Source organism: Pseudomonas algeriensis, from assembly GCF_048847255.1.
In the GTDB taxonomy this organism is placed as follows: domain Bacteria; phylum Pseudomonadota; class Gammaproteobacteria; order Pseudomonadales; family Pseudomonadaceae; genus Aquipseudomonas.
In genome coordinates this window covers 35,407-60,080 of sequence record NZ_JBKKRK010000014.1, presented here as the reverse complement: position 1 = coordinate 60,080, position 24,674 = coordinate 35,407, and the positions used below count along the sequence as shown (strand labels likewise).

Genomic DNA, 24,674 nt, shown 5'->3' with positions numbered 1-24,674 from the left:
ACTCGGACTTCTGCAAGTTTGCTCGGTGTTTTCGCCGGTGGTGTTCCCCTAATCGAGGGTGACCAAGCATGCAAGAAAGCGTGATGCAGCGCATGTGGAACAGTGCCCACCTCTCCGGTGGTAACGCTGCCTATGTGGAAGAGCTCTACGAGCTCTACCTGCACGACCCTAACGCTGTGCCAGAAGAATGGCGCACCTACTTTCAGAAGTTGCCGGCTGACGGTAACTCTGCCACCGATGTTTCGCACTCGACGATTCGCGATCATTTCGTGCTGCTGGCAAAGAACCAGCGCCGCGCTCAACCGGTTTCCGCCGGCAGCGTGAGCTCCGAGCATGAGAAGAAGCAAGTTGAAGTGCTGCGACTGATCCAGGCCTACCGGATGCGTGGCCACCAGGCAGCCCAGCTGGACCCGCTGGGGCTGTGGCAGCGTCCTGCTCCTGCAGACCTGTCGATCACTCATTACGGCTTGACCAATGCCGATCTTGATACGACCTTCCGTGCCGGCGACCTGTTCATCGGCAAAGAGGAAGCGAGCCTACGCGAAATTCACGAAGCGTTGCAGCAGACATATTGCCGCACCATCGGCGCTGAATTCACGCACATCACCGATTCCGAGCAGCGCCAGTGGTTCCAGCAGCGTCTGGAAAGCGTTCGTGGCCGTCCGACGTACTCCGCCGACATCAAGAGCCACTTGCTCGAGCGCGTCACCGCCGGTGAAGGCTTGGAAAAATACCTGGGCACCAAATACCCAGGCACCAAGCGTTTCGGCCTGGAAGGCGGCGAAAGCCTGATTCCGATGCTGGACGAGCTGATCCAGCGCTCCGGTTCCTACGGCACCAAGGAAGTCGTCATCGGCATGGCCCACCGTGGCCGTCTGAACGTACTGGTCAACACTTTCGGCAAGAACCCACGCGAGCTGTTCGACGAGTTCGAAGGCAAGAAGAAGGTCGAGCTGGGTTCCGGTGACGTGAAGTATCACCAGGGCTTCTCGTCCAACGTGATGACCACAGGTGGCGAAGTCCACCTGGCCATGGCGTTCAACCCGTCCCACCTGGAAATCGTTTCCCCGGTGGTCGAGGGTTCCGTCCGTGCGCGTCAGGATCGTCGCAACGATCCGACCGGTGAGAAGGTATTGCCGATTTCGATCCACGGTGACGCGGCATTCGCCGGTCAAGGCGTGGTCATGGAAACCTTCCAGATGTCCCAGACCCGCGGTTTCAAGACCGGTGGTACGGTTCACATCGTCATCAACAACCAGGTCGGTTTCACCATCAGCAACCCGCTGGACTCGCGTTCCACCGAGTACGCAACCGACGTCGCGAAAATGATCCAGGCGCCGATTCTCCATGTGAATGGCGATGACCCGGAAGCCGTGCTGTTCGTGACCCAGCTGGCCATCGACTACCGCATGCAGTACAAGCGCGACGTGGTGATCGACCTGGTCTGCTACCGTCGTCGCGGCCACAACGAGGCCGACGAGCCAAGCGGCACCCAGCCGCTGATGTACCAGCAGATCGCCAAGCAGCGCACCACCCGTGAGCTGTACGCCGAGCGCCTGACCCAGAGCGGTGTGCTGGATGCCGAGCGCGTCCAGGAAAAAGTCGATGAATATCGCAACGCCCTGGATAACGGCCTGCACGTTGTGAAGAGCCTGGTCAAGGAACCGAACAAGGAACTGTTCGTGGACTGGCGTCCTTACCTGGGCCACGCCTGGACCGCTCGTCACGACACGCGCTTCGATCTCAAGACCTTGCAGGAACTGTCCGCCAAGCTGCTGGAAATCCCGGAAGGCTTTGTGGTCCAGCGTCAGGTCGCGAAGATCTACGAAGACCGGCAGAAGATGCAAGCCGGCGGCCTGCCGATCAACTGGGGTTACGCCGAAACCATGGCGTACGCGACCCTGGCGTTCGAAGGTCACCCGATTCGCATCACCGGCCAGGACGTAGGCCGCGGCACTTTCTCGCACCGTCACGCGGCGCTGCACAACCAGAAAGACGCCAGCACCTACATCCCTCTGCAACACCTGTACAAGGGCCAGCCACGTTTCGACCTGTACGATTCGCTGCTGTCCGAAGAAGCCGTCCTGGCGTTCGAATATGGCTATTCCACCACCGAGCCGAATGCGCTGGTGATCTGGGAAGCCCAGTTCGGCGACTTCGCCAACGGTGCCCAGGTGGTTGTCGATCAGTTCATCACCAGCGGCGAGCACAAGTGGGGTCGTCTCTGCGGCCTGACCATGCTGTTGCCACACGGTTATGAAGGGCAGGGGCCGGAGCACTCTTCGGCACGTCTGGAGCGTTACCTGCAACTGTGCGCCGAGCACAACGTCCAGGTTTGCGTACCAACGACCCCGGCGCAGATCTACCACCTGCTGCGTCGTCAGGTCATCCGTCCGCTGCGCAAGCCGCTGATCGTGCTGACACCGAAGTCGTTGCTGCGTCACAAACTGGCGATTTCCACGCTCGAAGACCTGGCCGAAGGCTCGTTCCAGACCGTCATTTCGGAAATCGATACCCTGGACGCAGCGAAGGTGACTCGCCTGATCCTGTGCAGCGGCAAGGTCTACTACGACCTGCTGGAAAAACGTCGTGCCGAAGGCCGCGAAGACATCGCCATCGTGCGTATCGAGCAGCTTTACCCGTTCCCGGAAGAGGACCTGATGGAGGCCATCGCGCCTTACACCAACCTCACCCATGTGGTGTGGTGTCAGGAAGAACCGATGAACCAAGGCGCGTGGTACAGCAGCCAGCATCACCTGCGTCGCAGCATCGGCAACCATAACAAGGCCCTGGGCCTTGAATATGCCGGCCGTGATGCGTCTGCGGCACCTGCTTGTGGTTATGCATCGATGCACGCCGAGCAGCAGGAAAAACTGCTGCAAGATGCCTTTACCGTTTAATGCCTTCGCGCACCTGAAACCGAATTTAAGGAACCACAGATAATGGCTATCGAGATCAAAGCCCCCACTTTCCCGGAATCGGTTGCCGATGGCACCATTGCCACCTGGCACAAAAAACCGGGCGACGCGGTCAAGCGCGACGAACTGATCGTCGACATCGAAACCGACAAGGTCGTGTTGGAAGTACTGGCCGAAGCTGACGGCGTCCTGGGCGCTATCGTCAAGAACGAAGGCGACACCGTGCTGTCCGCTGAAGTCCTGGGCTCCATCGAAGAGGGCGGTGCTGCCGCCGCCGCTCCAGCCGCCGCTGCCGCACCGGCTGCTGCTCAAGCCGACGCGCCTGCTGCCTCGGGCGAAGACGATCCAGTCGCCGCTCCGGCCGCTCGCAAGCTGGCTGAAGAAAACGGCATCAACATCGCTTCCGTTGCCGGTACCGGCAAAGGCGGTCGCGTGACCAAGGAAGATGTGGTTGCCGCCGTTGCCGCCAAGAAAGCCGCTCCAGCCGCTGCCCCGGCCAAGCCAGCCGCGCCTGCCGCTTCCGCGCCAGTGTTCGCTGCCGGTGACCGCGTTGAAAAACGCGTTCCGATGACCCGCCTGCGTGCCAAGGTCGCCGAGCGCCTGGTTGAAGCCCAGTCGAACATGGCGATGCTGACCACGTTCAACGAAGTCGACATGACCGAAGTCATGGCCCTGCGTTCTAAGTACAAGGACCTGTTCGAGAAGTCCCACAACGGCGTACGCCTGGGCTTCATGTCGTTCTTCGTCAAGGCTGCCACCGAAGCGCTGAAACGCTTCCCGGCCGTCAACGCGTCGATCGACGGTTCCGACATCGTCTACCACGGCTACGCCGACATCGGTGTTGCGGTCTCCAGCGACCGTGGCCTGGTGGTTCCGGTCCTGCGCAACGCCGAGCTGATGAGCCTGGCCGAAATCGAAGGCGGCATCGCTACCTTCGGCAAGAAGGCCCGTGACGGCAAGCTGTCCATCGAAGAGATGACCGGCGGTACGTTCACCATCACCAACGGTGGTACATTCGGTTCGATGATGTCGACCCCGATCGTCAACCCGCCGCAAGCGGCTATCCTGGGCATGCACAACATCCTGCAGCGTCCGATGGCGATCAACGGTCAGGTCGTGATTCGTCCGATGATGTACCTGGCTCTGTCCTACGATCACCGCCTGATCGACGGCAAAGAAGCCGTGACGTTCCTGGTAACCATCAAGAACCTGCTTGAAGACCCGGCTCGTCTGCTGCTGGATATCTGATTTTCGCCGCGAGGGCCGGTCTGTCGACCGGCCTCTTGCTGAAACAACCGGTTTCGTCCCTCGACGGTCATCACAAGTGATCGTCCGGTTTGATTCGAAAAGGAATGACTCATGACTCAGAAATTCGACGTGGTAGTGATTGGTGCGGGCCCTGGTGGCTACGTAGCGGCCATCAAGGCTGCGCAACTGGGCCTTACCACTGCCTGCATCGAGAAATACACCGACAAGGAAGGCAAACAGGCCTTGGGCGGTACTTGCCTGAACGTCGGTTGCATTCCTTCCAAGGCGCTGCTGGACAGCTCCTGGAAATACAAGGAAGCGAAAGAAAGCTTCAACGTTCACGGTATCTCTACCGGTGAAGTGAAAATGGACGTCGCCGCGATGGTTGGCCGAAAGGCTGGCATCGTCAAGAACCTGACCAGCGGTGTCGCCACCCTGTTCAAGGCCAACGGCGTGACCTCCATCGAAGGCCACGGCAAGCTGCTGATGGGCAAGAAAGTCGAAGTGACCAAGCCGGACGGCTCGGTTGAAGTGATCGAAGCCGAAAATGTCATCCTGGCGCCAGGCTCGCGTCCGATCGACATCCCGCCTGCTCCAGTCGACCAGAACGTGATTGTCGATTCCACCGGCGCCCTGGAATTCCAGACCGTGCCAAAACGCCTGGGCGTGATCGGCGCTGGCGTGATCGGCCTCGAGCTGGGTTCGGTATGGTCGCGCCTGGGCGCTGAAGTGACCGTGCTCGAAGCCCTCGACACCTTCCTGATGGCCGCCGACGCCGCGGTTTCCAAGGAAGCGCTGAAGACCCTGACCAAGCAAGGCCTGGACATCAAACTGGGCGCCCGCGTGACCGGCTCCAAGGTCAACGGCGACGAAGTCGTGGTGAACTACACCGACGCCAACGGCGAACAGACCATCACCTTTGACAAGCTGATCGTGGCCGTCGGCCGTCGTCCAGTGACCACCGACCTGCTGTCCGCCGATTGCGGCGTGGAAATCGACGAGCGCGGTTTCATCGCGGTCGATGACCATTGCGCAACCGCCGTACCGGGCGTCTTCGCCATCGGTGACGTGGTTCGCGGCATGATGCTGGCCCACAAGGCTTCCGAAGAAGGCATCATGGTCGTCGAGCGCATCAAGGGCCACAAGGCCCAGATGAACTACGACCTGATCCCGTCGGTTATCTACACCCACCCGGAAATCGCATGGGTTGGTAAAACCGAGCAGGCCTTGAAAGCCGAAGGCGTTGAAGTTAACGTCGGCACCTTCCCGTTCGCCGCCAGTGGCCGTGCCATGGCAGCCAACGATACCGGTGGTTTCGTGAAAGTCATCGCCGATGCCAAGACGGATCGCGTATTGGGCGTTCACGTCATCGGCCCAAGCGCTGCCGAGCTGGTCCAGCAAGGCGCGATCGGTATGGAATTCGGCACCAGCGCCGAGGACCTGGGCATGATGGTCTTTTCCCATCCGACCCTGTCCGAAGCCTTGCACGAAGCGGCCCTGGCTGTGAATGGCGGCGCCATCCACGTGGCCAACCGCAAGAAGCGTTAATAGATAATAAGAAACCACGGCGGTATCGGCCCGTCGTGAGCCTTGCGCGCAAGACTCACCGCGGAATGTCCGCTGGACGCAGCCTTGCGTAGCAGCACCGGTTGACCGGAACGCTACGCAAGCAGCAGTCACAGGTGGTGCGGCACCACAACGGTGCAGCACCGAATGCGCAGTACCTAACGAAGACGGTAATAAGCATGAATCTTCACGAGTATCAGGGTAAGCAGCTGTTCGCTGAGTACGGCCTGCCAGTATCCACCGGCTACGCTGTAGACACCCCGGAAGCGGCAGCAGAAGCTTGCGACAAAATCGGCGGCAGCGAATGGGTCGTCAAAGCCCAGGTTCACGCCGGTGGTCGCGGTAAAGCGGGCGGCGTCAAGCTGGTTCGCAGCAAAGAAGACGCCAAAGCCTTCGCACAGCAGTGGCTGGGCAAGCGTCTGGTGACCTACCAGACCGACGCCAACGGTCAGCCAGTCACCAAGATCCTGGTTGAATCGTGCACTGATATCGCTAAAGAGCTGTACCTGGGCGCTGTCGTTGACCGTTCGAGCCGCCGCATCGTGTTCATGGCTTCCACCGAAGGTGGCGTGGACATCGAGAAAATCGCTCACGACACCCCTGAGAAAATCCTCAAGGCCACCATCGATCCACTGGTTGGCGCACAGCCGTTCCAGGGTCGCGAGCTGGCATTCCAGCTGGGCCTGGAAGGTAAGCAGGTCACTCAGTTCGCCAAGATCTTCGTAGGCCTGGCCAAGCTGTTCCAGGACCACGACCTGGCACTGCTGGAAGTGAATCCGCTGGTGATCAAGGCCGACGGCGATCTGCACTGCCTCGATGCCAAGATCAACATCGACGCCAACGCCATGTACCGTCAGCCTAAGCTGAAGACTTTCCACGATCCGTCGCAAGACGATCCGCGCGAAGCGCACGCTGCCAAGTTCGAACTGAACTACGTAGCCCTGGAAGGCAACATCGGCTGCATGGTCAACGGTGCCGGCCTGGCCATGGGTACCATGGACATCGTCAACCTGCACGGCGGCAAGCCAGCCAACTTCCTCGACGTGGGCGGCGGTGCTACCAAGGAACGCGTTACCGAAGCGTTCAAGATCATCCTGTCCGACACCAACGTCGCTGCAGTATTGGTCAACATCTTCGGCGGCATCGTTCGTTGCGACATGATTGCCGAAGGCATCATCGGCGCCGTGAAAGAAGTCGGCGTGAAAATCCCGGTTGTTGTTCGCCTCGAAGGCAACAACGCTGAGCTGGGCGCTAAAGTACTGGCAGAAAGCGGTTTGAACATCATCGCTGCTACCAGCCTGACCGACGCTGCTCAACAAGTCGTTAAAGCTGCGGAGGGCAAATAATGAGCGTCCTGATCAACAAAGACACCAAGGTTATCTGCCAGGGCATTACCGGTTCGCAAGGTAGTTTCCACACCCAGCAAGCCATCGAGTACGGCACCCAGATGGTTGGCGGCGTAACTCCGGGCAAGGGCGGCACCGAACACCTGGGCCTGCCTGTCTTCAACACCGTGAAAGACGCCGTAGCGGCCACTGGCGCCACCGCCAGCGTGATCTACGTTCCAGCTCCTTTCTGCAAGGACTCCATCCTTGAAGCAGCGTTCGGCGGCATCAAGCTGATCGTTTGCATCACCGAAGGCATCCCGACCATCGACATGCTGGAAGCCAAGGTCAAGTGCGACGAACTGGGTATCACCCTGATCGGCCCTAACTGCCCAGGCGTGATCACTCCAGGCGAATGCAAGATCGGCATCATGCCAGGTCACATTCACTTGCCAGGCAAGGTCGGTATCGTTTCCCGTTCCGGTACCCTGACTTACGAAGCCGTGAAGCAGACCACTGACGCCGGTTTCGGTCAGTCGACCTGCGTCGGCATCGGCGGTGACCCGATCCCAGGCTCCAACTTCATCGACATCCTGAAGCTGTTCCAGGAAGACCCGAAGACCGAAGCAATCGTCATGATCGGTGAGATCGGCGGTTCCGCTGAAGAAGAAGCCGCTGCCTACATCAAGGCCAACGTGACCAAGCCGGTTGTTTCCTACATCGCGGGTGTGACTGCTCCTCCAGGCAAGCGCATGGGCCATGCTGGCGCAATCATCTCTGGCGGCAAAGGCACTGCAGACGAGAAGTTCGCTGCGCTGCAAGACGCAGGCGTGAAAACCGTGCGTTCGCTGGCAGACATCGGCAAGGCCCTGGCCGAGCTGACTGGCTGGGAAATGAAGAAGTAAGCTTCGGCTGACTTTTTTGTTTCAGCAACAAAGGCCACCTTCGGGTGGCCTTTGTCGTTTCTGGCATTGGGTCGCGTTTGCCCTTGTGCGAACCCGGTTAGCCGGAAAAATAGATACGTAAACGCGACACAGAAACGTCGTGTATCGGATAGTTCGCCCTGTAACAGTGCGTTTTTCCGCCAAATTCGTTAGTCTGGCGGCCAATTTTGCGACTGCGGCCCACAAGGCGGCGATGCGCTCAACGGGTCGATCCCATACGGATCGGCAGCATTTCCCTCACCCTTCAGGGAAATCCCTCTCTAAATTCCGATTCAGTAGTGTGGTTTCCTTAATGAAAGTGTTGAAAGGTCAGGACATCCTGGCGCTTGGTTTCATGACATTTGCCCTGTTCGTCGGGGCCGGCAATATCATCTTCCCGCCTATCGTTGGTTTGCAGTCCGGGCCTCATGTCTGGATGGCGGCGTTGGGCTTCCTGATCACTGCGGTTGGGTTGCCGGTGATCACCGTCGTTGCGCTGGCGAAAGTCGGTGGCGCGATGGACGCGTTGAGCAGCCCAATCGGCAAGATTGCCGGTGGCTTGCTGGCGGCAGTCTGCTACCTGGCGGTCGGCCCGCTGTTCGCCACGCCCCGAACCGCCACCGTATCGTTTGAAGTAGGCCTGGCGCCGCTGACCGGCGAAAGTCCGTTGGCGCTGTTTCTCTATAGCGCGGTGTACTTCCTGCTGGTGTTCTTCATTTCGCTCTATCCAGGGCGCCTGCTCGATACCGTCGGGCGCTTTCTCGCGCCGCTGAAAATCATCGCCCTGGCCGTGCTCGGCATCGCTGCGTTTGCCCTGCCCGCAGGCGATATCGGCGTGGCGACACCCGAGTACGTGGCGGCTCCGTTTTCCCAAGGCTTCATCAATGGTTACCTGACCATGGATACCCTCGGCGCTCTGGTGTTCGGCATTGTTATCGTCAACGCCATCCGTTCTCGGGGCGTCGAGTCGCCGGCCTTGATCACCCGTTACGCCATCATCGCCGGGCTGATTGCCGGTGTGGGGCTGGCGCTGGTCTATGTCAGCCTGTTCCGCCTGGGCTCCGGTAGCCACGAAGTGGCGGCGGGCGCGACCAACGGCGCCGCTGTGTTGCACGCCTACGTACAGCACACCTTCGGCAGCCTGGGCAGCGGCTTCCTTGCGGTGTTGATTTCCCTGGCATGCCTGGTGACCGCCGTCGGCCTGACCTGCGCCTGCGCCGAGTACTTCAGCCGTGTACTGCCGCTGTCCTACAAGACCTTGGTGATCATCCTCGCGGCATTTTCGCTGCTGGTGTCCAACCTGGGCCTGACCAAGCTGATTGCCTTCTCGATCCCGGTCCTGACTGCGATCTATCCACCTTGTATCGCGCTGGTGGCCTTGAGCTTCTGCAAGGATTTCTGGCACGAGCAAGGTCGGATCGTCGGCCCGGTCATGCTGGTGTCGTTCCTGTTCGGCTTGATCGATGCGCTCAAGGGGGCAGGGCTGGCGGATTGGATGCCGGCGCAACTGGCCCATCTGCCGTTGAGCGAGCAAGGCCTGGCGTGGCTGGTGCCTTCGGTCATGACCCTGGCGGTCGCTGTGGTGTGCGATCGGTTGCTGGGCAAGCGCAGCGAAGCCTTGGCTTAAGCGTCTCGCTGCAGCTCACCGATAAGACCGAAATGCCCCGTATCAGTCGATACGGGGCATTTTTTTGCCCGCGGTGTCTCCCACAGGGTTCGCTGATACTATTGCCACCGATTTTGTTTCTGCCACAGGGAATTGCATGTCATTCATCCAAGCCAACCTGATCCATCTCCTGGCCGCGGTATGGTTCGTCATCTGCTGGGCCGGTTATACCCGGTATGCCTCCTGGAAGGCTCGCGACACGGCATGCTTGGCCAGCGTTATGCATTTGTACCGTGAAGACTGGATGCGACGCATGTTGCTGCGCGACAACCGCATCGCCGACGCCAGCGTGATCGGCAACCTGGAGCGCAACGCGTCGTTTTTTGCCTCCAGTACGTTGATTATCCTGGCGGGTATCCTGACGGTGCTCGGAGCGTCTGATCGAGCGGTTTCGTTGCTGGCTGACCTGCCGCTGGTGCAGCAGGCCTCCCAAGGCATGGCGGAAGTGAAGCTGCTGTGTCTGGCGTTGGTGTTCGTCTATGCGTTCTTCACGTTCAGCTGGTGCATGCGCCAATACAATTTCGCCGCCGTCCTTGTGGGGTCGGCGCCGATGATCGGTGAGCGGCACGTGTCCGAGCTTGAGCGCAAGGCCTTTGCTTCGAGGGCGGCGCGGGTTATTTCCATGGCGGCCAACCAGTTCAACTTCGGTTTGCGTTCCTATTATTTCGGCATGACCATGTTGGCCTGGTTCGTCAGCCCGTGGTTGTTCATGTTGATGAGCGCCGGCGTGGTCTTTGTGTTGTATCAGCGCGAGTTCCATTCGGACGTGCTGGACGTCATGGTCTATACGCCTACCGAGGCGCCAGCGCCCGAAACCGGCAAGGAAACCGCCTGACGGCGTGACTGGTTGAATCGCAGGCAAAAGAAAACCCGCACCAGGCGGGTTTTCTTTTACTGCTAAAACCGTATCAGTTGGTTTTAGGCGCGTCGGCAGGGGCTTGTTCCTGTTGCGCGGCATTGTTCGATTCAGCCTGATCTTTGGCGGCTTCGGCGTTTTCTTTCGCCGCGTCGTTCACTTTATCCTGTGCTTTGTTCATGTCTTGCTGAGCTTGTTCAGCGTGTTGTTGGGCATCTTGAGCCTTGTCCTCGGATTTTTTATCGCAGGCAGCGAGACCGAGAGAGGCGGCCAACATCAAGGCAATAGCTAAAGTCTTACGCATGGGGTGTTTCTCCTTATGGATATAACTACTGGCCTTTTGAACCGTGCCCTCAGGGTTAAGTTCCTCTCGCTCGTTAGATATATAACTTTGCACACCGATGGAACTTTGCCGGGTGCACCTGAAAGTCCCTGAAGGAGTTATCGGTCAATGGCTGAAGATCCCGTTTTTGAGCGCGCGACCCGTTTTTTATCGGCGCTCAGGCATTGCCACGTGCTGGGCATCAAACTGCACAGCGCCAGTCGCGATGGGTTGACGCTGGAGTTGCCCTACAGCGCGCATCTTGTCGGCAATCCCCTGACGGGCATTGTCCATGGCGGAGCGCTGACTTCATTGATGGACACCGCCTGCGGCATGTCGACCTTATGTGTACTGCCGCAATTCGAAGTCTGCCCGACATTGGACCTGCGCATCGACTACATGCACGCTGCCAGGCCCAACAAGGCCATCTATGGCTTCGCCCAATGCTATCGGGTGACGCCGGATGTGATTTTCAGCCGGGGATTTGCCTATCAGGATGATCCCGAGCAGCCCATTGCCCACGTTGTGGGTACTTTCATGCGCCTGGGCGATAGCGCCCGGGGACTCAAGGGAGGCGGCCCCACGGCTGCCGCGCTGACACCATGACCGATCTTACCGAGGTGCAACTGCGCCAGGCTTGCGAGCAGGGTGACGTCGCGATGCTGCTGGCTTCGATTCCCTATGCGCGGCTCATCGGCGTCGAATGCACCCGCCAGGGTGATGATCTGCTGTTTCGCCTGCCGGCCAATAAAGACAACATCGGTAACCCTTTACTGCCCGCTATCCACGGCGGGGTCATCGCCGGATTCATGGAGCTGTCGGCCGCCGTTCATCTGCTGATTGCCACCCGTGCGACCGGTGTGCCGAAGATCATCGATTTTTCCCTGGATTACCTGCGTGCCGGGCAGTTCCGCGACACCTTTGCCCGGTGCCAGGTCTGGCGCCAAGGGCGGCGCGTGGCCAACGTGGCGGTCACGGCCTGGCAAGAGTCCGAAGCCGAACCCATTGCCACCGCCCGTGCCCATTTCAAGATCCCGGCGCCCTCAAGGTCCAGCGGCCCTTGAAATCATCAACGTTGCCCCCACCTTGTGGACATCCCGCCGCCATTCTCTGCGAGGCGGACACCACCATCCACTTGGAGTTTGATGACCATGAGCGTGGAAACTCAAAAGGAAACCCTGGGCTTCCAGACCGAGGTGAAGCAACTGCTGCACCTGATGATTCACTCGCTGTATTCGAATAAGGAAATTTTCCTCCGCGAGCTGATTTCGAACGCCTCCGACGCTGTCGACAAATTACGTTTCGAAGCGCTGTCCAAGCCAGAACTGCTGGAGGGCGGCGCCGAGCTGAAAATCCGTGTGAGCTTCGACAAGGACGCCAAGACCGTCACCCTCGAAGACAACGGTATCGGCATGAGCCGCGACGAGGTGATCACGCACTTGGGCACCATCGCCAAGTCCGGCACCGCCGATTTCATGAAAAACCTGTCTGGCGACCAGAAGAAGGATTCCCACCTGATCGGTCAGTTCGGCGTCGGATTCTATTCCGCGTTCATCGTTGCCGATCACGTTGAAGTGTTCAGCCGCCGTGCCGGCCTCGCCCCGAGCGAAGGCGTGCACTGGTCCTCCAAGGGCGAGGGCGAGTTTGAGGTCGCGACCATCGACAAGGCCGATCGTGGCACCCGCATCGTCCTGCACCTCAAGTCTGGCGAAGACGAGTTCGCCGATGGCTGGCGCCTGCGCAACATCATCAAGAAGTACTCCGACCACATCGCGCTGCCGATCGAGCTGCCGAAGGAAGCCACCGCTGCCGAAGGCGAAGAAAAGCCCGAAGTGGAATGGGAAACCGTCAACCGCGCCAGTGCCTTGTGGACCCGTCCGCGCACCGAGGTAAAGGACGAGGAATATCAGGAGTTCTACAAGCACATCGCCCACGATTACGAAAATCCGCTGAGCTGGAGCCATAACAAGGTCGAAGGCAAGCTGGAATACAACTCGCTGCTGTACGTGCCGGCCCGCGCGCCGTTCGACCTGTACCAGCGCGAAGCGCCACGTGGCCTGAAGCTTTACGTGCAGCGCGTGTTCGTAATGGACCAGGCCGAATCGTTCCTGCCGCTTTACCTGCGCTTCATCAAGGGTGTGGTGGATTCCAATGACCTGTCGCTGAACGTTTCGCGGGAAATCCTGCAGAAAGATCCGATCATCGACTCCATGAAGTCGGCGCTGACCAAGCGCGTGCTGGACATGCTGGAGAAACTGGCGAAGAACGAGCCCGAGCAGTACAAGAGCTTCTGGAAAAACTTCGGCCAGGTCATGAAAGAAGGTCCGGCCGAAGACTTCGCCAACAAAGAGAAGATCGCTGGCCTGCTGCGCTTTGCCTCGACCCAGGGTGAGGATGGCGAACAGATCGTTGGCCTGGCCGACTATCTGGCTCGCGCCAAGGAAGGACAGGACAAGATCTACTACCTGACCGGCGAGACTTATGCACAGGTCAAGAACAGCCCGCACCTGGAAGTCTTCCGCAAGAAAGGCATCGAAGTGCTGCTGCTGACCGATCGCATCGACGAGTGGCTGATGAGCTACCTCAACGAGTTCGACGGCAAGAGCTTCGTCGACGTGGCCCGTGGCGATCTCGACCTTGGCAACCTGGATTCGGAAGAAGACAAGAAAGCTGCCGAAGAAGTCGCCAAGAGCAAGGAAGGCCTGGTCGAGCGGATCAAGACTGCCTTGGGCGAAGCCGTCAGCGAAGTGCGGGTTTCCCACCGCTTGACCGATTCCCCGGCGATCCTGGCCATCGGTGAGCAAGACCTCGGTTTGCAGATGCGCCAGATCCTCGAAGCCAGCGGACAGAAAGTCCCGGACTCCAAGCCGATCTTTGAATTCAACCCGGCCCACCCGCTGGTGGAGAAGCTCGACAACGAGCAGAACGAAGAGCGTTTCGGCGACCTGTCGCACATTCTCTTCGACCAGGCGGCCCTGGCGGCTGGCGACAGCTTGAAAGACCCGGCTGCGTATGTACGTCGCCTGAACAAGCTGTTGGTTGAACTGTCAGCTTGATCAAGTGAGACAAAACCCGCTTCGGCGGGTTTTGTCATTTCTGGTGTTCACTCAAAGAGGAGTCCGTCATGAGTCAGGTTACGGTTCGTTCGCTGGTCTATCAGGTCGATGGTCAAAGTTATGAGGGGCGCCTGGCCTTTGATGTCAACCAACAGGGCCCACGTCCGGGTTTGCTGATGGCGCCGAACTGGATGGGTGTTGGGGCGGGGGCCGAGGAGATCGCCAGGTCTGTGGCGGCAAACGGATATGTGGTGCTGATTGCCGACCTTTACGGGCAAACAGTGCGCCCGAGCAATGCCGATGAGGCGGGAGCGGCGATGATGCCGCTCAAGAACGACCGGGCGTTGTTGCGCAAGCGCATGCAGGCAGCGTTCGAGCAACTGCAGAGCCAGGACCAAGCGAAGGTCGACACGGCGAAGCTGGCCGCTTTTGGTTTTTGCTTTGGGGGATGCTGCGCCTTGGAGTTGGCTCGCACTGGCGCACCCTTGAAAGCGACGATCTCATTCCACGGCACCCTGGATACGCCGAACCCGGCTGATGCGCAGAACATCGAGGGCGCGGTATTGGTCCTGCACGGCGCCTCCGACCCGCTGGTGCCAAAGGAACAGCTGCCGGCCTTCGAAGATGAAATGAACGCGGCTGGGGTGGATTGGCAATTGCTGAGCTACGGCGGTGCGGTGCACTCGTTCACCGACCCGCAGGCCAATGTGCCTGGCAAGATGATGTACGACGCCAAGGTCGCCGGACGGGCGTTCCGGTCGATGCATAACCTGCTGGATGAAGTGTTCAAGGGCTGAAGTCGGGCCCGGATCTCTTTTGTCTGGTACAAAGCCATCGCGAGCAAGCTCGCTCCCACATTGGATCAAGTTGTTCTCGGCATTTGTGAACCGCACCGATTCAGTGAGGGCGCGAGCTTGCTCGCGATGTCTGCCTGACAGGCTACCCTTGAATCAGGGCAACTCGATCCGCTCGCTTTCCCCTGGTACGGTTGGCCAGTTCCCGGCCGCCCAGCGTCGGCGGGCTTCGTCTATGCGGGCCGGGTCGCTGGAGACGAAATTCCAATTCATCCGCCGTGGCCCATCCAAGGGCGCACCGCCGAACAGCACGGCATGGCACTCGGTGTCAGCAGACAGCGTCATTTCTTCCCCGGCAGGCAATATCACCAGCGAATGGGGCTCAAGCGGCTCACCGTCCAACTGCGCCTCGCCGCCCAGGATGTACAGTGCGCGTTCTTCATGTTCCGTGGGAATCAGCAACGTCGTTGCGGTCTGCAGGTTCAGTTCGGCATAAAGCGTAGGAGACAGCACCGGCACCGGCGATTCCAGGCAAAAGCCTGACCCGGCGATCATGCGGATGCTCACCCCCAGGTTCTCACTGACCGGCAGGCTCTGTGCCGGATGATGGCTGTAGTGCCCGGGACCTTCCTCGTGAGACTTGGGCGAGGCCAGCCAGATTTGCAGCCCATGCAGCACGAAGCCGCTCTCCAACAACGCTTTCGGTGTCCTCTCGACGTGGGCAATGGCGCTGCCGGCGGTCATCCAACTGACATCCCCGGCGTTTACCACCTGATCGGAACCGAGGCTGTCCTTATGCTGGATCTGGCCCTCGAACAAGTAGGTGAGGGTGGACAGACCGATGTGTGGATGTTGGCGAATGTTCATGCCTCGGCCGGCCGGGTAGGACGTTTGCAGCATATGGTCGAAAAACACGAAAGGTCCGACGCTGCGGCATTTAGCGGACGGCAAGGGCCGAAGAATCGGCTGGCCTTCCACGTCTTCTGCGCGGGGACGAACGATGAGGGGAGCGGTCATGGTGTCTTCCAGGTTGAACGACGGATGGGCAGAGCATAACCCGAGGTTGCAACGGACGGCAGCGCCGGCTTGAACCCAGGCGGGACGGCTGGGGTCTATGCTGCTCATGGCCTATGGAGAATGCCCGTGCCCTCGATCCGTTTGATGTTCGCCTGCCTGCTGGCCGTTACGTGCAGCACCGCCTCGGCTCGCGAATATGCCTACAGTGATGCGCACCTGCATTACGTCGATTTCTTCCAGGAAACCGCCGGCATGGCCAAGCTCCTCAAGGCCATGGCGGACAATCGCATCGAGCATGTGATGATTTCCGGCGTGCCCGTGGCGAAGAAATGGCACGAAGACGAACCCAAGCGACCGCGTTACTACGCCGGTGACGATGCGGACGCCTATTGGTACAGCGCCACCGATGTGATTGTCGCTGCCGCGGTGTCCAAGCTCCCCGCTGAGCAACGCCAGCATTTCCATCCATTCCTGTCGGGCTTCAACCCCAATGACAAGAACTCCGATGCGCATATCCAGCGCATGCTCGATCTCTATCCGGGGCTGTGGCAAGGCATCGGCGAAGTGTTCACCCGTCATGACGACCTGACGGCGCTGACCTCCGGCGACACGCCGCGCGCCAACAACGAAGCCATGACCCGCATCTATCACCTGGCGGCGGAGAATGATCTGCCCGTGATGCTGCATTCCAACATCACGTCCAAGCGTGAGAGAAATCCGCTGTACCTGGCAGAAATCGAAGAACCGCTGCGCAACCATCCACACACACGGTTCATCTGGGCCCATGCCGGCACGAGCATGGAGATTCACCGGCACCAGACCCGGCTGGATTTTCTGCTGCCGACCCTGACGCGGATGCTGGAGTCTTATCCCAATCTTTTCATCGACCTGTCCTGGAGCATGCTCACGCCGTATCTACTGGATGAGGCGGGCAAGCCCCGGGATGAATGGTTGAAACTGGTGGAGCGCTTCCCGGAGCGGTTCATGGTGGGATCGGACGTGGTAGGACGATTCAACAAATTGGGTAAGGAGTTGCACAGCTTCGATCCGTTCCTGGATGCCTTGCCTGAGGATGTGGCGCGGAAGGTGGCGCGGGACAACTTTCTGGCCGTGTTGCCGCGCTCAGTCGCCCGCTGAGCCCGCTCTTGTCGCGAGGGAGCAAGCTCCCTCGCCACAGGTCAACCCTGTATCCGGGCTTTAGCTGGCCTGGTGAACACCGCTTTGTCATCAGCCTGTCACCCCCGCGTCATACCCTCGCGCTCATCTCAATCAAGGAGCGCACCATGCACCTCACCCGTTCAAGCGCACTGCTCGCGCTGTTGTTGACCTGCGGTCTGGCCCAGGCGGAAGTTCGTGTCGAAGGCCCGGTGGAATATGGGGTATTCGAAGGGCCGAAGGCCGAGTTGCAATCGGGCGAGCGGGTCTTGCGTCGCAGCAATGAGCAGATCCGCCAGACCGAAAGTGTTCCGGCCAAGCTGGGCACCAAGTTCGGCATGCGCTATCAATTGGCGGGCAAGGTCGCTGACGACCAGCCGTTGACCCTGTTGTACTTCACCCCCGGTATCCGCACACCCGATGGCGTACGCCACGACAAATTCGAAGTCATCCAGAAACTGGTGCCCGGCGCGCCCCAGGACGTCATGGCCTATGAATTTACCGAAAGCCACGAAGTGGTGCCGGGGGAGTGGCGGTTCATGGTGTTCCAGGGGGATCGGCTGTTGACGCAGCAACGGTTTGTCGTGCGCTGAAACTTCATTTGCACAGATCAAAGTGTGGGAGCGAGCCTGCTCGCGAAGGCGGTATGACAGTCAGAGCGTTGTTGCTTGATACTAGGCTTTCGCGAGCAGGCTCGCTCCCACAAGGAATTTAGGCAATCCGCCGGACAAAAAACGCCCCGAACCAGTCGGGGCGTTTTTGTGTGTGGCGTACCAGCGGGAATTACTTGCCCTGCCAGCGCTTCATCACCAGGGTAGCGTTGGTGCCACCGAAGCCGAAGCTGTTGCTCATCACGGTGTTGATGGTGGCGTTCTCGCGAGTCTGGGTCAGGATAGGCAGGTCGGCCACTTCCGGATCCAGTTCGTCGATGTTGGCGGAACCGGCCATGAAGTTGCCTTCCATCATCAGCATGCAGTAGATCGCTTCGTGAACGCCGGCGGCGCCCAGGGAGTGACCCGACAGGCTCTTGGTGGAGCTGATGGCCGGGGCCTTGTCGCCGAACACTTCGCGCACACCCTTCATTTCCGCGACGTCGCCGACCGGGGTCGAGGTGCCGTGGGTGTTCAGGTAGTCGATCGGTGCATCGACGGTGGACATGGCCATCTGCATGCAGCGCACGGCACCTTCACCGCTCGGTGCGACCATGTCATAGCCGTCGGAGGTGGCGCCGTAGCCGACGATTTCCGCGTAGATCTTCGCGCCACGGGCGAGGGCGTGTTCCAGCTCCTCGACCACGACCATGCCACCACCGCCGGCGATGACGAAACCGTCACGGTCGGCGTCGTAGGCACGGGAGGCTTTTTCCGGCGCGTCGTTGCGCTTGCTGGACAGGGCGCCCATGGCGTCGAACAGGAACGACTGGCTCCAATGTTCTTCTTCACCGCCACCGGCGAACACGATGTCCTGCTTGCCCATCTGGATCTGTTCCATGGCGGTACCGATGCAATGGGCACTGGTGGCGCAGGCGGAAGCGATGGAGTAGTTCAGGCCCTTGATTTTGAACGGCGTGGCCAGGCAGGCCGAAACGGTGCTGCTCATGGTCCGCGTGACGCGGTACGGGCCGACACGCTTGACGCCTTTTTCGCGCAGGATGTCCAGCGCTTCCATCTGGTTCAAGGTGGAGGCGCCGCCGGAACCTGCTACGAGGCCGGTCCGTACGTTGGAGACCTGCTCTTCGGTCAGGCCGGAGTCAGCGATGGCGTCTTTCATGGCCAGGTAGGCATAAGCCGCTGCGTGGCCGACGAAACGGTAGATCTTGCGATCGATCAGCTCTTCGAGGTTCAGGTCAATGGAGCCGGAAACCTGGCTACGCAGACCCATTTCGGCATATTCCGGATTGAACCGGATGCCAGGGCGACTTGCACGCAGGTTAGCGGAGACGGTCTCTTTGTCATTGCCCAGGCACGAAACGATGCCCAGACCAGTGATAACGACGCGGCGCATGCGGATAACCCTTAGAAGTTGTCAGTGGAAGTGAAAACGCCAACCCGGAGGCCTTCGGCGGTGTAGATCTCGCGACCGTCGACAGCCACCGAACCATCGGCGATGGCCATGTTCAGCTTGCCCTTGAGGACGCGTTTGATATGGATGTTATAGGTGATCTTCTTCGCAGTCGGCAGTACCTGACCGAAGAACTTCACTTCGCCCGAACCCAGGGCGCGGCCGCGACCCGGCAGGCCTTGCCAGCCGAGGAAGAAGCCGACCAGTTGCCACATGGCATCCAGGCCCAGGCAGCCGGGCATCACCGGATCGCCTTCGAAATGGCAGGCGAAGAACCACAGGTCCGGAGTGATATCCAGCTCGGCGACCAATTCACCTTTGCCGTACTTGCCACCCTCATCGCTGATATGGGTGATGCGATCCACCATCAGCATGTTCGGGGCGGGCAGTTGCGCGTTACCTGGGCCGAACAGCTCACCGCGACTGCAGCGCAGCAGATCTTCCCGAGTAAAGGCGTTTTGTTTGGTCATGCGAGCTCCTCAATAGTCCCATGCGGCAGGGTGGGGCAAATCTTCCCGACCGATCGAAGCGTTCATGCCTCGAGTCGGCAGCCTACTCATAGACTATTGCGTTGTAGTGAAAGTCACAGCACACGGGAAAATCAATGTACACCTGTGCACTGAAATAGTTATTCCTTCCCCGATCGACGCGTGGCCGGGTGCTTAAGACTGCCGCACTTTCGCCTTTCACGCCAGTCGCAGATAGTCCTAAGCCCTGCATTTACCCGACCCAGCGTTGCAGAATCTGCTGCAAGTCGATTCGTTTGAAGGGTTTGGCCAGGTAATCGTTCATGCCCGCTGCCAGGCACGCTTCGCGATCACCCTGCAGCGCATTGGCGGTCAGGGCGATGATGGGCACGTCGGTGCAGCCGGGCAACTGGCGGATCTGCCGCGTGGCTTCGTAACCGTCGATGACCGGCAACCGGCAGTCCATCAGGATCGCTTCGAAAATCAGGCTCTCGGCGCTACGTACGGCCTGGGCGCCATCGGTGGCGACGCTGACCTTGAAGCCGAGGCTGCGCAGCATCGCTTCGATCACCGTCTGGTTAACCGGATTGTCTTCCACCAACAAGACATTGCGGCCTTCTCCGTCGCTACCGCCGCCGGGCAGGCGGGGGGGCAGGGTCGGTGGCGCCAGGCGCGACAGGGCCAGCGGGATTTCCAGGGTAAACACCGAGCCCTGGCCTTCCTGGCTCTGGGCCCGCAGCGTGCCGCCCATGCGTTCGGCCAGGGTGCGGGCGATCGGCAGGCCGAGGCCCGTGCCGCCGTAGCGTCTTGAAATGGAACTGTCGGCCTGCTGGAAGGCGTCGAACATGCGCTCCAGGCTTTCGGCCGGGATGCCAATGCCGCTGTCGCGCACGGTGCAGGTGAACCACAGCAATTCGTGATCAAGGGCCTGCCACTGGCACTGCACCGTAACGCGGCCCTGGTCGGTGAATTTCAACGCGTTGCCGATCAGGTTCACCAGGATTTGCCGGATCCGCGTCGGGTCGCCTTGTACCTGCAGCGGCTTCATGTCGTCGGGGACCAGCAGGTCCAGGCCCAGCTTGCGCTGCGCGGCGCTGTGCTGGAACGACTGCGCGCAACTGCCCACCAGCTCGGCCAGGTTGAACGGGATGTGCTCCAGCTCCAGCGCCGAACGCTCGATGCGCGAGAAGTCGAGAATGTCGTTGATGACCTTCAACAGGTGCTCGGTGGATTCCGATGCCAGCGCGGTGTATTCATGCTGCTCATCGGTCATATGGGTGGTTTCCAGCAATTGCAGCATGCCCAATACGCCATTCATGGGCGTGCGCAGTTCGTGGCTCATCATCGCCAGGAATTCCGACTTGGCGCTGTTGGCCTTTTCTGCTTCCTCCCGGGTCTTGATCAATTGAGCCATGGCCTGGTGCTGTTCGCGGCTTGCTTGTTCGAGGCCCGCGGCCAGGTTGTTGATGTGCCGCGACAGGGCGCCCAATTCCCCGTCGTCGACAATAGGCAAGGGCCTGCTGTAATCACCCTGCTGGATGGCCTTGACCGCATGGCCGATGTCGCGAATCGGCTGCGACAGGCTCGCTGCCAGGCGGCGCGCCACCAGGAACGTGAACAGCAGCGCAAACAGGGCCAGGACCGCTGCCTTGAGCAGGATCTCCTGCTGCCGCTGGCTGAAGGCGTCGCTGGACATGCCGACAATGACGCGGCCCAGGTAATCCTCGCCGGCCGCCTCGATGGGCGGACTGTTGCCTTGCAGGAAATCATTGTTCAAGGCAATGCGCTGCAGGCGAACGGGGGCCTGGAATACTTCGACCTGCTGGGAATGGTTGCGGGTTTGCAACGGCTGTTCCACGTACACGAGAACCCGCTCGGTGCGGTCCTGGACTTCCAAAAAGCGCACGTGAGGCGTGGCGAGCGTGGCCGTCAGCAGGCTTTCCAGAACATCATTGTTACCGGATATGACGCCATACTCCGCAGCTGGAGCGAGTTGGTTGGCGATCAGCTGCCCGGTGTGGTTGAGTTCCTGGCGCAGGTCCTGGATTCGCACGAAGGTGAAGAAGCTGATCAACAGCACCGTCAGCAGCAGTGCCGGCCCCAGGGCGATGAGCTGGGTACGGGTATTGATATCCCAGCGGCGACGCAAGGTCATGGACGGTGTTCTCCTTCTGCCAGCTGCGTAGCGACGGATTCGACGTCAATCGGTTCGATCCCCAACGAGCGAGCGACCTGTTGATTGCTCAAGACTTTGAAGCGGGGCGGATACAGGCTGCGCGGCCACGTGGCGGCGGGGCGGTCCAGCAATTCGTCGAGAATCGCCAGCCAGTCTTCCTGGTCGCTGTAGGTGCTGGCCAGGCTGCCGGCCTTGACGAAGGCGGCGCTTGGCCCGATCAGCGCGCGTTGCCGGGCGTAACTGCTCAGCAGCAGGTTCTTCACGGTCTTGGGGTTATAAAGGTCGGGGTCGTCGAGGCCCAGCAAGACGTCGCTTTGGCCCAGCAGGTTTTGCAAAGGGCGGCTGTCGTTGATGTCGTCCCAGCGTTCGCTGACGATTTGCAGGCCCAGCGGCAACGCTGCCTGCTGAAGGTCCTTGAGCAGGAACTCGCTGTGCCTGTCGTACAGCACGCCGACCCGCCGTACTTGGGGCAGGACCTGACGAATCAGGCGCAACTGCCGGCCCATCGGTGGATCGCTCCAGAGCAGGCTCAGGTGTCCGGGCGTCCCGTCACCCAGGCGTTCCCGGGCTTGCTGACGGCTGATCCGCAGCACCAGAGTGGCCGGCCCGCGAGGCGTTTGCAGGCGCCAGTCGAGGCTCGGCGGGTCGAGCAGGATCAGGCGCACGTCATCCGGCAACCGATCCGGCGCCGGCAGGTTGGCCAATGGGGTGAATCGCACGCGGTCCTGGGGACGCCGGGCCTGCAAGGCCTGGGTGAATGACTGCACGCCGGGGCTGTCCTGGGCGCCTGTCAACAGGACCTCGGCGGCCCGAGCCTCGAGCGTGACCAGCAGGCCGGCAAATGCCAGGCACAGTAACCACCACAGGCGGCCACGAAAGGGCGTCGTGCGGGGTTGGCATCGGGACATCTAGAAGGACAACTCCGCGCTGAAATACACCACATGGCGGGAATCGTAGCGGTTGTCGACGAACGTGGTCGGCTGGTCATCGAGGCGTTGCTGCAGGGTCCCCGCGACTTCCAGGCTGGCTTTGCCCAGGGGGATGCGCCGGGCGAGGCGGGTGTCGATCCGTTCGTAGCGGTAACCGTTGAGGGCGTCGGCGGCGTAATAGAAAACCGCGCTGTTCCAGCCCCGGCCCCAATCGCGCAGCCAGCCGGCCGAACCGCTGTTGCGGGCGGTCAGCTGTTCGTCGAGGGGGTTGCTGGCCAGCGCATCGACATAGGCGTAGGTCAGGCGCAGCCGGTCGGCCGCTGTCATACGCCAATCGAATTGGGTTTCGGCGCCGGTGAACTGCGATTCGTTGCTGTTGCTGGCGATGTACTGGTTGTTGCGCAATGGTTCGCTGATCATTCCGGTGATTTGGTCGTGGAACAGCTTCACGTCCACCGCCAGGCCCAAATCCATGAAATAACCGTTGTAGCCAAGCTCACGCGAGCGCATGTGCTCCTGATCCAGGTTGCCAGGGCCGCGCGTTCGAACGAAATAACGGGCGCTGTCCTGACCAAAGGCGGCCGGCCGTAGATTGGTGACTTGATAACTCCAGTTGACGTTGTTCTCGAACATGTCCGGCGAGCGCACCGCCTCGGAATAGACCGCCCGGAGGCCGTGTCGCGGGGTGATCAGGTAGTTGATTGCCATCCGAGGGGTCAGCGAGCTGCCCGTCAGGCGTGCGTCCTCGAACATCGCGCCGCCCTGCAACAACCAGTGTTCGCTGGCCCGCCATTCGAGCTGGCCGAACAAACGGTAGGTGGTGTCGTCCAGGGTGCCGTTGAAGTACGTCTGCGAATCGGCCCGGTCGTAACGATAATTCACGCCGGTGACCAGCCGCAGGCTGTCGGAGAGACTGAGGGTGTCCTGGACCTCAAGGTCATAGCGCGACTCCCGGGCGCTCTGGTCGATATCGCCACACAGTGTCCGGGAAGCACCGTTTCGCCATTGATCGAGCACTTGATTGGCCAGTGCCTGTTCCTGGGCCGTGCCGGCGGGGACCCCGGTATTCAGGAAACTGGGAATATTGCGCGCCAGCTTCTCGGCATAGTTGGGGTTGAGCTGCCACAGATCGGTCAATTGCGGGCTGAACGACACCTCGGCATCGCAGGCGCGCCAAGTCTGCTGGCGATCCCAATGCTGCATCGAACCCTGGATATAAAGGCTGTGGTTAGGATTCAGGTCCAGGTTCCAGCGCAGCGAAGCGGCGTAATCCTTGGCGCTGACGTCGGAGTTATCCCCAGCTTCGGTAATCCCGGCGAACACCGGACGGTAGGTGTAGGGCCGCTGGTTGGTCCCTTCCTTGGCATTCAACTGCCAGTCAATGCTCTGGTATTCATCCAGGGTTTGGCTGACGGACAGGTTGAAGCGGTTCAGGCGACGGCTGTCGCGGTAGTCGGCCCCGTTGCGGTTGCTGTCAAAACCGTCGTCTTGCTGGCCGGACACCGACAATCGCATGTCACCGTCTTCCCAACCTGTGCCCTGGCTGGCGTACCAGTCGCTGATGCCGTTCTGGCCTCGGGTAACCTTGAAACGGGTGCCGTGGCTGTCGGCCGGGGCGCGGGTGATGATGTTGACGACGGCCATCAGTGCATTGGCGCCATAGCTGACGGTGTTGGGGCCGCGAAAGACTTCGATCCGCTCGATGTCTTCCATGGCGACCGGTATATCGCTCCAGTCCACCGTCGCCAGGCCGGCCCGGTACACCGAGCGACCATCGATCAGCACTTGCATGCGCCGCGCTTCACTGGCACTGGTGCCGTGGTAGTTGGCGGTGGGCTGGTTGCCGCTGATGTTGCCGACCATCATGCCTGGCACCAGGCGCAACAATTCGCTGATGTCCCGAGCGCCGCTGGCCTTGATCAATTCACGGTCCAGCACGGTCATGCTGCCCGGTACCGCCGCCGGCGACTGCTTCAGGCGCGTGGCGGTCAATACCTGGGGGAGGGGCTGGTTGTCCACGAACAAGTCGTCGGCCACCGCTGGCGGGCTGATGATCAGCGCCAGTAGCAGTGATGAGCCTGGACGGGTGGGGCCAACGAACACGGCACAGCCTTTGGATAGAAGTAGGATGGCGGGCATGTTAACCGAGCCGAACGACTTTTCCATTCACGTTGACAGCATTTTCCTAGGAATTG

20 protein-coding genes are annotated in these 24,674 nt (G+C 60.4%); 13 read left to right on the top strand and 7 right to left on the bottom strand.

The window, feature by feature from the left end; translation table 11 throughout:
- The first annotated feature begins 68 nt into the window (after positions 1 to 68).
- The 7 genes from ACLK1G_RS19620 (at position 69) to ACLK1G_RS19590 (ending at position 10,481) form a co-directional block, all read left to right on the top strand.
- Positions 69 to 2,900 (top strand): 2-oxoglutarate dehydrogenase E1 component, encoded by a 2,832-nt coding sequence (locus ACLK1G_RS19620; RefSeq protein ID WP_420766934.1) that lies wholly within the window; start codon positions 69 to 71, stop codon positions 2,898 to 2,900.
- 42 nt (positions 2,901 to 2,942) lie between these two features.
- On the top strand, positions 2,943 to 4,166 hold the full coding sequence (odhB, locus tag ACLK1G_RS19615; RefSeq protein WP_420766933.1) for a 2-oxoglutarate dehydrogenase complex dihydrolipoyllysine-residue succinyltransferase: 1,224 nt from the start codon (positions 2,943 to 2,945) through the stop codon (positions 4,164 to 4,166).
- 111 nt (positions 4,167 to 4,277) lie between these two features.
- Positions 4,278 to 5,714: a dihydrolipoyl dehydrogenase gene (gene lpdA / locus ACLK1G_RS19610; RefSeq protein WP_420766932.1), complete on the top strand. Its 1,437-nt coding sequence runs from the start codon at positions 4,278 to 4,280 to the stop codon at positions 5,712 to 5,714.
- Between the two features lie 197 nt (positions 5,715 to 5,911).
- Positions 5,912 to 7,078, top strand: a complete 1,167-nt coding sequence (gene sucC / locus ACLK1G_RS19605) for an ADP-forming succinate--CoA ligase subunit beta (RefSeq protein WP_003179235.1) — start codon at positions 5,912 to 5,914, stop codon at positions 7,076 to 7,078.
- Entirely contained in the window at positions 7,078 to 7,962 is an 885-nt protein-coding gene (sucD, locus tag ACLK1G_RS19600) for a succinate--CoA ligase subunit alpha (RefSeq protein ID WP_039594137.1), read from the top strand. Before sucC ends, sucD begins: the two co-directional genes overlap by 1 nt.
- A gap of 331 nt (positions 7,963 to 8,293) precedes the next feature.
- Positions 8,294 to 9,607 carry a branched-chain amino acid transport system II carrier protein gene (gene brnQ / locus ACLK1G_RS19595; protein ID WP_420766931.1) on the top strand — a complete coding sequence of 438 codons (1,314 nt, stop codon included), beginning with the start codon at positions 8,294 to 8,296 and terminating at the stop codon, positions 9,605 to 9,607.
- Between the two features lie 136 nt (positions 9,608 to 9,743).
- Positions 9,744 to 10,481, top strand: coding sequence for a DUF599 domain-containing protein (locus ACLK1G_RS19590; protein ID WP_420766930.1), 738 nt, complete (start codon positions 9,744 to 9,746; stop codon positions 10,479 to 10,481).
- A gap of 73 nt (positions 10,482 to 10,554) precedes the next feature.
- On the opposite strand, the gene ACLK1G_RS19585 is transcribed toward ACLK1G_RS19590, so the two are convergent.
- Positions 10,555 to 10,806, bottom strand: coding sequence for a hypothetical protein (locus ACLK1G_RS19585; protein WP_420766929.1), 252 nt, complete (start codon positions 10,804 to 10,806; stop codon positions 10,555 to 10,557).
- 147 nt (positions 10,807 to 10,953) lie between these two features.
- Here ACLK1G_RS19585 and ACLK1G_RS19580 point away from each other — a divergent pair, with 147 nt between their 5' ends.
- The 4 genes from ACLK1G_RS19580 (at position 10,954) to ACLK1G_RS19565 (ending at position 14,677) form a co-directional block, all read left to right on the top strand.
- Positions 10,954 to 11,430, top strand: a complete 477-nt coding sequence (locus ACLK1G_RS19580; protein ID WP_420766928.1) for a PaaI family thioesterase — start codon at positions 10,954 to 10,956, stop codon at positions 11,428 to 11,430.
- Positions 11,427 to 11,888, top strand: a complete 462-nt coding sequence (locus ACLK1G_RS19575; protein ID WP_420766927.1) for a PaaI family thioesterase — start codon at positions 11,427 to 11,429, stop codon at positions 11,886 to 11,888. Before ACLK1G_RS19580 ends, ACLK1G_RS19575 begins: the two co-directional genes overlap by 4 nt.
- Positions 11,889 to 11,975: 87 nt before the next feature.
- The gene (gene htpG / locus ACLK1G_RS19570; protein WP_420766926.1) at positions 11,976 to 13,880 is read left to right on the top strand and encodes a molecular chaperone HtpG; all 1,905 of its coding nucleotides are present in this window, start codon (positions 11,976 to 11,978) and stop codon (positions 13,878 to 13,880) included.
- Positions 13,881 to 13,948: 68 nt separating this feature from the next.
- Entirely contained in the window at positions 13,949 to 14,677 is a 729-nt protein-coding gene (locus tag ACLK1G_RS19565) for a dienelactone hydrolase family protein (RefSeq protein WP_420766925.1), read from the top strand.
- A gap of 153 nt (positions 14,678 to 14,830) precedes the next feature.
- Here ACLK1G_RS19565 and ACLK1G_RS19560 read toward each other — a convergent pair whose 3' ends face one another.
- Positions 14,831 to 15,691, bottom strand: a complete 861-nt coding sequence (locus ACLK1G_RS19560) for a pirin family protein (RefSeq protein WP_420766924.1) — start codon at positions 15,689 to 15,691, stop codon at positions 14,831 to 14,833.
- A 120-nt stretch (positions 15,692 to 15,811) separates the two neighbouring features.
- Between ACLK1G_RS19560 and ACLK1G_RS19555 the strand changes: the two genes are divergently transcribed.
- Positions 15,812 to 16,828, top strand: a complete 1,017-nt coding sequence (locus ACLK1G_RS19555) for an amidohydrolase family protein (RefSeq protein WP_420766923.1) — start codon at positions 15,812 to 15,814, stop codon at positions 16,826 to 16,828.
- Positions 16,829 to 16,974: 146 nt separating this feature from the next.
- Positions 16,975 to 17,439, top strand: a complete 465-nt coding sequence (locus ACLK1G_RS19550) for a DUF3859 domain-containing protein (protein ID WP_420766922.1) — start codon at positions 16,975 to 16,977, stop codon at positions 17,437 to 17,439.
- Between the two features lie 190 nt (positions 17,440 to 17,629).
- On the opposite strand, the gene fabB is transcribed toward ACLK1G_RS19550, so the two are convergent.
- The 5 genes from fabB to ACLK1G_RS19525 form a co-directional block, all read right to left on the bottom strand.
- Complete coding sequence (gene fabB, locus ACLK1G_RS19545) at positions 17,630 to 18,850, bottom strand: beta-ketoacyl-ACP synthase I (RefSeq protein WP_420766921.1); 1,221 nt, start codon at positions 18,848 to 18,850, stop codon at positions 17,630 to 17,632.
- Positions 18,851 to 18,861: 11 nt separating this feature from the next.
- Positions 18,862 to 19,377 (bottom strand): 3-hydroxyacyl-[acyl-carrier-protein] dehydratase FabA, encoded by a 516-nt coding sequence (gene fabA, locus ACLK1G_RS19540; protein WP_030138344.1) that lies wholly within the window; start codon positions 19,375 to 19,377, stop codon positions 18,862 to 18,864.
- A gap of 250 nt (positions 19,378 to 19,627) precedes the next feature.
- Positions 19,628 to 21,529: an ATP-binding protein gene (locus tag ACLK1G_RS19535; protein ID WP_420766920.1), complete on the bottom strand. Its 1,902-nt coding sequence runs from the start codon at positions 21,527 to 21,529 to the stop codon at positions 19,628 to 19,630.
- Positions 21,526 to 22,458: an ABC transporter substrate-binding protein gene (locus tag ACLK1G_RS19530; protein WP_420766919.1), complete on the bottom strand. Its 933-nt coding sequence runs from the start codon at positions 22,456 to 22,458 to the stop codon at positions 21,526 to 21,528. Before ACLK1G_RS19530 ends, ACLK1G_RS19535 begins: the two co-directional genes overlap by 4 nt.
- The gene (locus ACLK1G_RS19525; protein WP_420766918.1) at positions 22,459 to 24,618 is read right to left on the bottom strand and encodes a TonB-dependent receptor plug domain-containing protein; all 2,160 of its coding nucleotides are present in this window, start codon (positions 24,616 to 24,618) and stop codon (positions 22,459 to 22,461) included. It lies immediately after the preceding gene.
- Between the last annotated feature and the right edge of the window lie 56 nt (positions 24,619 to 24,674).